The sequence below is a fragment of the Williamsia sp. z34 genome, assembly GCF_059553395.1.
In genome coordinates, this window is the sequence record NZ_JCANWW010000006.1 from 41,953 (window position 1) to 54,420 (window position 12,468).

12 protein-coding genes are annotated in these 12,468 nt (G+C 65.2%); 6 read left to right on the top strand and 6 right to left on the bottom strand.

Annotated elements, in window-relative coordinates; genetic code table 11:
• Window position 1: 1 nt before the first annotated feature.
• The 6 genes from AC51GT_RS15950 to AC51GT_RS15975 form a co-directional block, all read right to left on the bottom strand.
• Window positions 2-664: a helix-turn-helix domain-containing protein gene (locus AC51GT_RS15950; RefSeq protein ID WP_496324731.1), complete on the bottom strand. Its 663-nt coding sequence runs from the start codon at window positions 662-664 to the stop codon at window positions 2-4.
• A gap of 113 nt (window positions 665-777) precedes the next feature.
• Window positions 778-2,142, bottom strand: coding sequence for an ammonium transporter (locus tag AC51GT_RS15955; RefSeq protein ID WP_496324732.1), 1,365 nt, complete (start codon window positions 2,140-2,142; stop codon window positions 778-780).
• Window positions 2,143-2,333: 191 nt separating this feature from the next.
• Window positions 2,334-3,347 (bottom strand): heme-dependent oxidative N-demethylase family protein, encoded by a 1,014-nt coding sequence (locus AC51GT_RS15960; RefSeq protein ID WP_496329386.1) that lies wholly within the window; start codon window positions 3,345-3,347, stop codon window positions 2,334-2,336.
• The gene (locus tag AC51GT_RS15965; RefSeq protein WP_496329387.1) at window positions 3,347-4,321 is read right to left on the bottom strand and encodes a PDR/VanB family oxidoreductase; all 975 of its coding nucleotides are present in this window, start codon (window positions 4,319-4,321) and stop codon (window positions 3,347-3,349) included. Before AC51GT_RS15965 ends, AC51GT_RS15960 begins: the two co-directional genes overlap by 1 nt.
• On the bottom strand, window positions 4,318-4,860 hold the full coding sequence (locus AC51GT_RS15970; RefSeq protein WP_496324735.1) for a dimethylamine monooxygenase subunit DmmA family protein: 543 nt from the start codon (window positions 4,858-4,860) through the stop codon (window positions 4,318-4,320). Before AC51GT_RS15970 ends, AC51GT_RS15965 begins: the two co-directional genes overlap by 4 nt.
• A 14-nt stretch (window positions 4,861-4,874) precedes the next feature.
• Window positions 4,875-5,261, bottom strand: a complete 387-nt coding sequence (locus tag AC51GT_RS15975; RefSeq protein ID WP_496324736.1) for a cupin domain-containing protein — start codon at window positions 5,259-5,261, stop codon at window positions 4,875-4,877.
• 285 nt (window positions 5,262-5,546) lie between these two features.
• On the opposite strand from AC51GT_RS15975, the gene AC51GT_RS15980 reads away from it, so the two are divergent.
• The 6 genes from AC51GT_RS15980 to AC51GT_RS16005 are packed head-to-tail and all read left to right on the top strand — an operon-like array spanning window position 5,547 to window position 12,404.
• Window positions 5,547-6,737: an NAD(P)/FAD-dependent oxidoreductase gene (locus AC51GT_RS15980; protein ID WP_496324737.1), complete on the top strand. Its 1,191-nt coding sequence runs from the start codon at window positions 5,547-5,549 to the stop codon at window positions 6,735-6,737.
• Window positions 6,738-6,781: 44 nt separating this feature from the next.
• Window positions 6,782-8,137, top strand: a complete 1,356-nt coding sequence (gene glnT, locus AC51GT_RS15985; RefSeq protein ID WP_496324738.1) for a type III glutamate--ammonia ligase — start codon at window positions 6,782-6,784, stop codon at window positions 8,135-8,137.
• Between the two features lie 31 nt (window positions 8,138-8,168).
• Entirely contained in the window at window positions 8,169-9,068 is a 900-nt protein-coding gene (locus tag AC51GT_RS15990; RefSeq protein ID WP_496324739.1) for a class II glutamine amidotransferase domain-containing protein, read from the top strand.
• Window positions 9,053-9,775, top strand: coding sequence for a protein glxC (locus tag AC51GT_RS15995; RefSeq protein ID WP_496324740.1), 723 nt, complete (start codon window positions 9,053-9,055; stop codon window positions 9,773-9,775). The genes AC51GT_RS15990 and AC51GT_RS15995 overlap by 16 nt, the downstream gene beginning before the upstream one ends.
• A 45-nt stretch (window positions 9,776-9,820) precedes the next feature.
• On the top strand, window positions 9,821-11,134 hold the full coding sequence (locus AC51GT_RS16000) for an FMN-binding glutamate synthase family protein (protein WP_496324741.1): 1,314 nt from the start codon (window positions 9,821-9,823) through the stop codon (window positions 11,132-11,134).
• 49 nt (window positions 11,135-11,183) lie between these two features.
• The gene (locus tag AC51GT_RS16005; RefSeq protein WP_496324742.1) at window positions 11,184-12,404 is read left to right on the top strand and encodes an allantoate amidohydrolase; all 1,221 of its coding nucleotides are present in this window, start codon (window positions 11,184-11,186) and stop codon (window positions 12,402-12,404) included.
• The last annotated feature ends 64 nt before the right edge of the window (window positions 12,405-12,468 follow it).

The window sequence follows — 12,468 nt, forward strand, 5'->3', positions numbered from 1 at the left end:
GTCAGTCTTCGTGGTTGTCGGGGTAGGCAGTCACCGCGAGGAAGCGAATGGGAAGACGGACCAGATCATTGGGTCCGTGGATCCCCTCGCCGTCCAGCAGCAGCGAGTCGCCTGGCCGCAGCGTGTATTCGGCATCGCCGTGCCCGTAGACCATCACACCTTCGAGCATGTAGAGCAGTTCGGTCCCAGCGTGTTGAAAGCGGGGAAACACCTCGCTGGCGTCCGTCAGGGTCACCAGCACCGGCTCGAGTCGTTTGTGCTGTCCGCGCAACGCGCCGAGCAACTCGTAGTGATGTCCCACCCTGGTCCCGCGCCCGACGATGACTGCGCCGTGGCCCGACTCCACGAACACGGCCTCGCGCTTGGTGTCGGCTCCGCGGAACAGTGACGTCACCGGCACGTCGAGGCCCGCGGCCAGGCGCGCCAAAGTCGAAAGACTGCAAGATGTTTGAGCATTTTCGATCTTCGAGAGCATCGCCTTGGAGATACCCACCCGCTCGGCCATGTCACCCACGGACAACCCGGTGGCCTTCCGGAGAATTCTCACCTGGGATGCGATGGCCGCCTCCAGATCGTTCCCGGTGGGGGCATCGGCGGCAACCTCACGATGCACTGGTGCCGGGTCGCCGGTGTCACGAACGACATGTGCGCTTTGACCTGCCATGAGAGCCCATCCTAGCCGACAGCGTTTCCTGGAATGAAACCTTTCCCGCGTGTCTTCCCACAAACAAACCCCCTTTCGACCGGTCGCCGAAAGGGGGTTTGATCGATCATTCGTCAGGTGGCCGTCGGAGTTGCCTTCTCTTCCGAAGCGGCCTCCGTCATCGCCTCTGCAGCGACAACGGCATCGACTTCTTTCACCGGCGCCGCGCTCAACGGGGCGTTCTCCATCACGTACGCCGACTCACCGTGGACAGAGACGTCGAGCCCCTCTGCCTCGGAATCCTCGTGGACACGCAGACCCATGGTCTTGTCCAGCGCCTTGGCGAGCAGCCAGGTGACCACGAAGCAGTACACAACCACCGCGAGCACCGCGACCGCCTGCCGCCAGAGCAGGTCCAGGCCGCCACCGTAGAACAAACCGGTGACGCCGTTGGGGGCGTCGGGGTCGGCGATCAGACCGACCATGAGGGTCCCGAGTATGCCGCCCACCATGTGGATTCCGACGACATCGAGCGAATCGTCGTATCCCAGACGATATTTGATCGAGACCGCGAGGCAGCAGGCTGCACCGGCCACGGCGCCGACCAGCAGCGCACCCATGGGCGACACGGCGCCACAGGCCGGGGTGATGCCGACCAGTGCCGCGATCAGACCCGAACTGGCGCCCAGCGAGGTGGCGCGTCCTTCGCGCAGTTTCTCCACCGCCAGCCAGGCGCAGATGCCGGCCGCGGCGGCGGCGACGGTGTTGAGGACAACAACCGATGCGCTGTTACCGGCGGCCAGCGCCGAACCACCGTTGAACCCGAACCACCCGAAGAACAGGATGCCGGCACCGAGCATGGTCAGCGGCAGGCTGTGGGGGCGAGGAGCTGCCGGGAACACCTTTCGTTTGCCAAGGACCAGTACCAATGCCAGCGCGGCGACACCGGCGTTGATGTGTACCGCGGTTCCGCCGGCGAAGTCGATCGCCATCAGGTCGTTGGCGATCCAGCCGCCGATGACCGATCCGTCAGCCGAATCGAAGGCGAACACCCAGTGGGCCACCGGGAAGTAGACCAGCGCGGCCCAGAATCCGGCGAATACCATCCAGGCACCGAACTTCATCCGGTCGGCCACCGCACCGGAGATCAGCGCCACGGTGATGGCGGCGAACAACAACTGGAACGCGGCGACGAGAGCCGGCGGCAGTCCCGGGGTTTCGGGTTCGGCCAGCAGCGACTGCAGGCCGAACGCCTCGAACGGGTCGCCGAGGATCCCGGCGTCCCCGAGCGAGTTGCCCAGGACCGCCGAATAACCGAACAGCACCCACAGGATGCCGACCACGGCGAACGCGCCAAAGGTCATCATCGCCATGTTCAAAGTGTTCTTCGCACTGACCATCCCGCCGTAGAACATGGCCAGGCCGGGAACCATCAGGCTGACGGCGGCAAAAGCCGCCAGCATCCACGCGGTATCGGCAGCCGCGATCGCTTCATCCATATGTTTTCACCTCAAAAGTTTCATCCTCGGCGCCGGCGCCGCAGGGAACGATGTCTACCGCTGGTGGACCACTGCAAGTGGACCACTGTTGTGTTGCGCTCCCGCAACCAGCTGTTGCAGTCGTGTAACGGCGCAATCTGAACAACTGTCATGGAAACCGTTGTGACACAGCATATTTTTGATCGTGAAAGTCAGGGAACGACACCCCCGTATGCACTGAGCCACCGCATCCCCGCACCGCGGGTTCGGGACACGCCCTTGTAGTCGGCCATATCGGACGGCAGGTCGTCGAGCACCCGATACAGACGATCAGCCCACTCCGGGATCGTTGCGATCGCCCGGAACGGCAACAGATACGTCCGGATCAGGAACATGACCGCGTTGCTCTGCGGCAGCCGGATCAGATGCTGTACCTCGGTCCGCAGGAACAACCGCTCCCCCACGTCTTCCAGGGGACCGTCGGCCAAAGTCCTTCGATCCCTGCCCCATTCCGGATAGGTCTCGGCGGATGTGTCGAGTTTGCCGTCGACCGTGAGCGTCCAGTTCGTCCGCCGATAACTCTGCGCCGGTTGGAGTCGTTTGATGAACTCGTGCGCGCGGGTGGCGATCTTCTCCGTATGCAGACGTGGCACCGGACCATGGATCTGCAGAAAGCTCATCCCGACGTCGAAGCCGAATGACCAGTCCGCGGCAAAGGTGACGACTCCGGCGTCGGCCCACATCTGTTCTTCCCGTTGGTCGAGCAGCACCACGTCTTCCTGGACCTGTCCGCAGATGTATGGCAGTGGTGGTGCGGGCAAACCGGTCGGGTCACCGAAGACGAAAGTGTCGTCGATGTCGAGAAGTCTGTTGCGCCAGCGGTACGAGGGCTTGTCACCGGCATTGAGCCGCTCGAGCGTCATGTGGTCGGGATAGCTACCGGCGAGCTCGTGCATGACGGTCAGCATCGCGTCCCAGGCGGCCGGAACCATGTGCGGGAGGCATTGCGCGCGAGAGGGATCCGCTGCGAGGATCCGCGCCCGCTCGGCGAGTTCGCGACGGTGGTGTCCGTCGATGACGATCCGCGCCTGACCCCAGCCACCGGCCACGGTCTCCTTCCGTCCCGCCGCCGGTTCCACGTTTGTGCTGTACCGGTACTGGTCTCGGGGGAAAGGAAACGGATAATTCGCGACGTCATCGCGGGTGAAGGTTCCGGTGGTCGTCATCAGAGGTCCAACTCCAGGTGGTCACCGAGCGCACGCGAAACGCAGGGCATCATCGCATCGCCTGCAGCGCGCTCGTCGTCGGTCAGATACGAGTCGCGGTGATCGATGGTGCCGGAGCGCACCGGCACCCGGCATTCACCGCACACCCCTTGGCGACACAGACTGGGGACCGCCACACCACGTTCGATCAACGCCTCGAGCAGCGAGACTTCGGATCCGACCGGGACGAGTCCGCCGGTCCGGCGCAGCCGTGCGGCAAAGGGGTCCCCACCGACCTCGACGTCGACCATGAACTGTTCGGAATGCACTCGCGCAGCCGGCCAACCGGCGACGAGTGCTGCGGCCGCGACATCGTCGATCATCAAACCCGGTCCACAGGTGTAGACGTGCGTACCCAGGGGCGAGTCGAACAGTTTGGGCCCGAGGCGATCCCAGAAGGCACCCGCGGTGTGGACGACAGTCAATCGATCACCACACAGACTCCGCATCTCGTCGGCGAGCGCCCCCGATCCGGGCCGGTGGGCATAGATCACCTCGAACGAGCGGTTCCACGCCACCGCCGCCCGGACGTGGGACAGGATCGGTGTCACGCCGATCCCGCCGGCGATCAGCAGGTGATGGCGCGCTGTCGCGATCGGCGCAAAGGCACTGCGCGGTTGCGAGATGACAACACGGTCCCCGACGTCCAGGCCGTGCAGCCACACCGAACCGCCTCGTCCGGAGTCGTCGCGGCGCACGCAGATCGAGTATTCGGCGGGATCGACCGCCGGACCGGTCAAGGAATATGAGTTGCGCGCACCGGGTCGCCACTGCACGCCGATGTGGGACCCTGGCGAGAACGACGGCAGCGCATCACCATTGGCGTCGGCGAAAGCGAGCTCGCGGATACCGTCACACAGCACCCGTGCCCCGGCAACCACGACGCGGAGACCACCGACAGCGACATCGGGGCAGGGGGTGGCCGGTACGGTCATCTCGCATTGTCCTCTCCGGCGAGTTCTTCGCAATCCGGCCGGAAGCCCAGATACGCCGCATGCCGGCGCGAGAAGTGGTGGTAGACGACCAACTCGACACCGCAGCCGGAGCAAACCATCGTTTCATCGATGCCGGTGGTGGTCGGGGTGATGGTGTGGCAGTGGGAACAGAAGACGTCACGTTCGATGGCCGCGAATCCGTCCGTCCCGCCGAGGTGGACGACCTCGATCTCGGCTTCGATTGCGCCGGCCGCGACGATCAGCGCCCGCAGTCGCATCACCGCGGCGCCGGTGCCGACAACCACGAACCGCCAGCCGACCCGAGCGGCGCCGAGTACGTCGGCCATCGACGCACCGGGATCCGCCGAACCACCCGCATCGACGATCGACGTGCGGTCCGGCAGCACAGCGACATGGTCCGCGATGTGCGCCAACGCATCCGGTCCGGCAGCGACGATTACATGATGCGCGGCGTGCCCGTCGAACTCGACGTCGGGCAGGGCCTGCGCCGACCAGCGCGGCACGCTGGTCGAGGCCATCGACACCGCCATCGTCACGGCGCGAACGAACGGTGGCCGACGAAGAACGCCAACGCCCGGTCGGGAGTGGTGAATCTGATCCGCGAACCCTTGGGGAAGAAGATGGCGTCCTTCGGTCCGGCATGCTCCACCTGCCCGGTGTCGAGATTTTCGAGTCGGAACGTCCCTTCGAGCACCACCTTCATCTCGTCGTAGGCGTAGTGGTAATCGAGCGGTGCATCGGTGTTCCTGAGTTCGAAGTAGCCGGCCGACATCTCCGATCCTTCCGGGTTGGCATAGACGTCGTCGATGAATCCTTCGGTCCCCGGATACTCGCCGGTCGGCATCTGGGGCAGGTCTTTCCAGAACTCAGAGGTCACCCGGAACGGGGCGAGGTCCTTGCCGGAATCTGTGGTGGTCATGTGGTCCTCCCGGTTCAACACGGTCCGATTGAGCGCATGAAACTGTAGATATTGAGAGGAAACCACATCCTCGATTGCGGCAGTGTTAATTTGCCGACGCCCCCGACCTCGGACGGCCGCGGTGCGCTCGATCTTCGCGGGCCCGTCAGCAACTTTCGTCACGCCGGCTTGATCATTCCGAAACAAATCTGTCACATCGGGTCTGTTTCCTGACATACAACGCCGAGTCATACTGAGAAACACAATCAAAAGAACCTTCACCGGTTACCCACCAGGAAGTCGACTGTGACAGAAACTGCGAAGTATGTGATCGTGGGCGGCGGACTCGAAGGACTCGCCATCGCCTGGTCCCTCGCCAACCGCGGCGAAACCGACGTGCTCGTCCTCGAACGTGACACCCTGTGCTCGGGGATGACCGGCAAGTCCAGCGGCGTCGTCCGCTGCCACTACGGCACCCCCTCCCTGGCGGCGATGTCGTGGTACAGCGTCGACATCTTCACCCGCGCAACCGAACTCTTCGGCGACGACATGGCCTTCCGCCAGTGTGGGTACGTTGTCGGCGTCGGCGAGAACAACCTCGTGCCGCTCAAGGCAAACGTGGCGATGATGCAGGGATTGGGCATCGACGTCGACTTCATCGGGCACGACACCATGGCCGACCTCTGGCCCGGCCTGCACCTCGATGACTTCGCCGCATTCGCCTACGAACCACTCGGCGGACGAGGTGAGGCGTACATGGCCGGCATGGCATTCGGCACCAGTGCCCGCAAGCTCGGCGTCACGGTACGACAGTCGACCCGGGTCACCAGACTTCTGCAGAACACTGCGGGGACCGTCTACGGCGTGACCCTGGCCGGCGGCGACGAAATCCATGCCGAGCAGGTGATCGTCGCCGCCGGGCCGTGGACTCCGGAACTCGCGGCCACCGCCGGCGTCGACGTCGATGTGAAGGCCCAACGCGCGCAGCTGGTTCTGGTCGACCAGGGTGTCCCCACCCCCGATGTCCCGGTGTTGTCCGACCTGGCCGGACTCCAGTACATCTGCCGGGAACCCAACGGCGAACTACTGGTGGGCAACTCCGACCACCAGGCACCGCAGTACATCGACCCCGACAACTACGTGAACCGCGCCGATGAGAGCACCGTCGAGAAGACGATCATGAAGCTCGAGCGCCGGCTGCCGGACATGCCTGATCCCCGGATCACGAGCTCGTATGTGGGCGCGTATGACGTGACACCCGACTACAACCCCATCATCGGACCGTCTCCGGCCGACGGACTCTTCCTGGCGACCGGCTTCTCCGGTCACGGATTCAAGATCTCCCCCGCCGTCGGCGAACTCGTCGCCGACCTCATCACCACCGGTACCACCACGTTGCCGAACGTGGACCCGCACGACTTCCGGTACGCCCGTTTCGCAGAGAACGACCTGCTACTGAGCCTGAACCCCTACGAAGGTGCAGGTGAGATGCGATGACCACGACCTCCATTCCATCGAAAGTCCCCCACCAGGAGCCTGCCATGGCCATAGACGCCGCCGAAGCCTTCACCCCCACGGTTCCCGCTGCCGAATCGACCTTGTCCGAGCTGGTCCACGCCACCGGCACCACTTTCGTCCTGGCGCTGTTCGTGACCCTGTCCGGAAAGCCCTGTGCCAAACTCGTTCCCGCGCAGGCCATCCGCCAGCTCGAGCAGGACGGTGTCGGCTTCGCCGGCTACGCGGCCGGGATGATGGGTCAGGAGCCCAAAGATCCTGACCTGGTCGCGATGCCCGACGCGTCGTCGTTCACCCCGATCCCCTTCGTGCAGCCGGGTTTGGCTCTCGTACATTGCGATCCGCACGTCGAGGGCAGGCCGTGGCCGTACGCCCCGCGCATCATCCTCAAGGAGACACTGCGTCAGGCTGCCGACCTCGGTTTCAGCGTCAATATCGGCGCCGAGATCGAGTACTTCCTTGTCAACAAGGGCGAGTCGGGCGAGCTGACCACCGCCGACACGTCGGATTCCAGTCGCCGGCCGTGTTACGACGCCCGCGACGTGACCCGCATGTACGACCATCTCACCGAGATCTCCGGCGCCATGAACTTGCTCGGGTGGGGCAATTACGCCAACGACCACGAGGACGCCAACGGTCAGTTCGAGCAGAACTTCGACTACGCGGACGCCATGGTGACCGCAGACCGGGTCATCACCGCCCGCTATCTGCTCTCGGTGATCGCCGAAAAGCGAGGTATGCAGGCAACATTCATGCCGAAGCCGTTCACCGACCGCACCGGGTCCGGGATGCACATGCATCTGTCGCTGTGGAACGCCGACGGCGCGGTCTTTCCCGATGCCACCGACGACAAGGGCCTGGGACTGTCGTCCACCGCCTACTCGTTCATCGCCGGCATCCTCGAGCACGCCTGTGCGCTACAGGCCGTCATCGCACCGACTGTCAACTCGTACAAGCGAACCGGTGCGACCACGACCACCAGCGGCGCCACCTGGTCACCCCGGTACGCCACCTACGGCGGTAACGACCGCACGCACTATCTTCGCGTGCCCGACCACAATCGCGTCGAACTCCGCGGGGGCGACGGCAGCGCCAATCCCTACCTGGCCGCGGCCGGGGCCATCGCAGCCGGACTCGACGGCGTCCGCCGCAATCTCGATCCCGGCGCACCGGGCAGCGGTGACAGCCCGAGTGAGATGCTGCCGATGACATTGCTCCATGCGATGGATGCACTCGAGGCAGACGACGTCCTCACCGCCGCCCTCGACGTCGCGGGCCCCGGTGTCAGCGAGTACTTCGCACAGCGCAAACGCGAAGAGTTCTTCGCCTGGCACAACACGGTTTCCGCCTGGGAGATCGATGAGTACCTCACAGCTTTCTGACCATCACCCACTTTGAGAACAGGAGTTTCACATGTGTGGAATCGTGGGTTTGCACCTTCGTGACCGGGCACTGTATCCCCAACTGGGCACACTGCTGACCGGCATGCTCGATGCGATGTGCGACCGCGGACCCGACTCGGCCGGCATGTCCATCTACGGCGACCCGACCTGGTCACCCGAGGGTCACGCGACCGTCTCGCTGCTCGAGAATCCCGTGTCGGCAACCGAACTCGCCGCGGCGCTGACCGCAGCGATGGGCGTGGAGGCGACGGTCATCGACCTCGACCCCACCACCGTCGTCCATGCGCCGGTGCCGTCGGACGAACTCGTTGCCGCCGCCCGCGCCGTGGCGCCGACCGCCCGGATCATCGGCTTCGGCAACGAGGTCACCGTCCTCAAGGGCATGGGTAACCCCACCGCACTGGCCCATCGATTCGGACTGCCTGATGCGTCGGGATGGCAGGGCGTCGCCCATACCCGGATGGCCACCGAATCCGCGGTGACCGCGGCCGGTTCGCACCCGTTCTCGGTCGGCCCGGACCAGTGTCTGGTCCACAACGGTTCGTTCTCCAACCACATGTCGATCAAGCACGATCTCGAGCGTCACGGCGTTGTCTTCGACAGCGAGAACGACACCGAGGTCGGTGCCCGATACGTGGCCGAACAGCTGGCCGAGGGTGTCGACCTGGAGAAGGCGTTGTTGATGCTCAACGAGAGGTTCGACGGTTTCTACACACTGCTCGTGTCGAACAGTGATTCCTTTGCCGTTGTCCGCGACGCGATCTCCTGCAAGCCCGCCGTCATCGCCGAAACCGACCGGTGGGTGGCCATGGCCTCCGAATACCGCGCTCTGGCAGGACTGCCCGGCGTCGAATCCGCCCGCATTTTCGAACCCGAACCAGAACAGGTGTACGTATGGCAGCGTCAGTGACCGACACCCCGACCCCTGTCGATGAGACCGAGGTCGCAGTCTTCGACCTGCTCTCGAGCACGGTCCGTGCGGTCAACGAGACCCTGCAGTCGCCGCAGGCCCCGAAGCGGTCCGTCGTCACCTCACCGCAGGGTGCACATGCCCTGGCGTGCGGGCTCGACAATGACATCGACGTCACCATCGACGGCCATGTCGGCTACTACTGCGCCGGGATGAACCAGCAGGCTCGCGTCACGATCAACGGCAACGCCGGAGTCGGTCTCGCCGAGAACATGATGTCCGGGACCGTTCGGGTCCATGGAGATGCGTCGCAGTCGGCCGGCGCCACGGCCCATGGCGGCCTGTTGGTCATCGACGGCAATGCCGCGGCCCGCTGCGGTATCTCGATGAAGGGTGTCGACATCGTGGTCGGCGGCAACATCGGCCACATGAGCGCCTTCATGGGACAGGCCGGGCGACTGGTGGTCTGTGGGGACGCCGGTGAGGCCCTGGGCGATTCGCTCTACGAGGCCCGGATCTACGTCCGCGGCACCGTCGCCTCACTGGGTGCCGACTGCATCAAGAAGGAGATGCGCGACGAGCACCTCGCCGAACTCGCCGAACTGCTCGGTGCCGCCGGGATCGATGCCGACCCAGCTGATTTCACCCGCTACGGCTCGGCACGCCGACTCTACAACTTCCACGTCGACAACGCGTCCGCGTACTGACGGCACCCGCGCGTATAGACACCTCGACGTTCTAGGAGCGACTTCATGACCCACAACCCGTCCCTGCGCGAATCGGCAACCTTCGATCGCGGTGTGATCTCCGAGATCCAGCGAGCCGCAGAAACCGGCATCTACGACATCCGCGGATGGGGTGCCAAGCGCAAGCTCCCCCACTTCGATGATCTGCTGTTCCTCGGCGCATCGATGTCCCGCTACCCGCTTGAGGGCTACCGCGAGAAGTGCGACACCGACGTGGTTCTCGGCGACACCCACGCCAAGTTCCCACTGCACCTCGACATCCCGATCACGATCGCCGGAATGAGCTTCGGCGCGCTGTCAGGCCAGGCGAAAGAGGCACTCGGCCGCGGCGCCAGCGAGGTCGGGACCTCGACGACCACCGGTGACGGCGGCATGACGCCCGAAGAGCGCGGCCAGTCCAAGAATCTCGTCTACCAGTACCTTCCGTCGCGGTACGGCATGAATCCCGACGACCTTCGCAAGGCCGACGCGATCGAGATCGTCCTGGGCCAGGGCGCCAAGCCCGGCGGCGGCGGAATGCTGCTCGGACAGAAGATCACCGAACGCGTCGCCGGGATGCGGACCCTGCCCATGGGTGTCGACCAGCGCAGCGCCTGCCGCCATCCGGACTGGACCGGGCCGGACGACCTCGCGATCAAGATCATCGAACTCCGCGAGATCACCAACTGGGAAAAGCCGATCTACATCAAGGTCGGCGCGACCCGCACTTATTACGACGTCAAACTGGCGGTCAAGGCCGGCGCGGACGTGGTGGTCGTCGACGGTATGCAGGGCGGCACCGCCGCCACCCAGGACGTGTTCATCGAACACGTCGGCATCCCGACCCTCGCCGCCATCCCCCAAGCGGTCCAGGCGTTGCAGGAGATGGACGTGCACCGGAAGGTGCAACTCATCGTCTCCGGCGGGATCCGCAGCGGCGCGGATGTCGCCAAGGCGATGGCACTGGGCGCCGATGCGGTGGCCATCGGCACCGCGGCACTGATTGCACTGGGCGACAACAGTCCTCGCTACGCCGAGCAGTACCGCGCACTGGGTTCCGAGGCCGGGTTCTACGACGACTTCCAGGCCGGCCGCGACCCGGCGGGCATCACCACCCAGGACCCCGAACTGTCGGCGAACCTCGACCCGGTCGAGGGTGGGCGCCGGCTGGCCAACTATCTGCGGGTGCTCACCATGGAGGCCCAGACACTGGCCCGGGCCTGCGGCAAGTCGCATCTGCGCAACCTCGAACCGGAGGATCTGGTGGCCCTGACCGTCGAGGCCTCGGCGATGGCCCGGGTTCCGCTGGCCGGCACCACTTGGATCCCGGGTAGGTACTGACCGTGGTGCACCCGCCGGACAACTACTCCGAAATGATTGGGACACATAGATGAAAGCCTTCGACACCCTGTGGGCGTCGATACTCGATGTCGGTCGCGCAACCACCGGCGGCTACCGGCGGTTCGCCTGGAACGACGCCGACATGACGTTGCGGGAGTGGTTCACCACCGAGGCATCGGCCCGTGGCATGTCCACCGAGGAGGACCGCAACGGAAATCTCTGGGCATGGTGGTTGCCGGAAGGATGGGTCGGCGACCCCCGCGACGCCTTTGTCACCGGTTCTCACCTGGATTCGGTACCCGACGGCGGTGCCTACGACGGCCCACTGGGTGTGGTCTCGGCGTTCGCGGCCATCGACATCGTCCGCGCCCGGGGCATCACGCCCACGAAACCGATTGCCGTCACCGCATTCTCGGACGAGGAGGGTGCGCGCTTCGGTGTCGCCTGCGTCGGATCTCAGCTCAGCACCGGCGCGCTGACCCCCGAACGCGCATTGACACTGCGTGATGCCCAAGGAATCACGCTCGCCGAAGCGCTCACGTCGTCGGGGCGCAATCCGGCACATCTGGGTGCCGACCCCACCCTGGTCGAGCGTGTCGGGGTGTACGTCGAACTGCACGTCGAGCAGGGACGCGGACTCGACCTGGTCGATCAGCCGATCGCTGTCGCGTCGTCGATCTGGCCGCACGGTCGCTGGCTGTTCGATTTCACCGGTGAGGCCAACCATGCCGGGGCCACCCGCCTCGTCGATCGTCGCGATCCGATGCTCGCCTTCGCCTCGTCGGTGCACACCGCTCGCGAGGCCGCCGCAGTGCACGACGCGGTCGCCACCTTCGGCAAGGTGCGCGTATTACCCAACGGCGCCAACGCGATCCCCTCTGAGGTGATGGCCTGGCTCGACGCCCGTGCCGCCGATGAACACACCTTGACCGCGCTGGTCGAGGCGATCTCCGCGCAGGCCCGCGCCCACGCCGAGCGCGACGGCATCGGCCTGGACATCGTCGCCGAGTCGGTCTCCCCGATCGTCGAGTTCCCCGACGACATCCGCCGTCGGCTGCAGACCGCGCTCGGTCACCTCGGCGACATCCCGGTACTACCGACCGCCGCGGGCCACGATGCCGGGGTGCTGTCCGCGAAGGTACCGACGGCGATGCTGTTCGTGCGCAATCCCACCGGCGTCTCCCACTCCCCGCACGAGTTCGCCGAGGCAGCCGACTGTCACCGCGGCGCGCAGGCACTCGCCGACGTGATGGCCGACTACGTAGCCTGATCCGTCAAACGAGCCGGTAATACGGAGACGAGCCACAAATTTGTGGCTCGTCCTCGTATTTCTG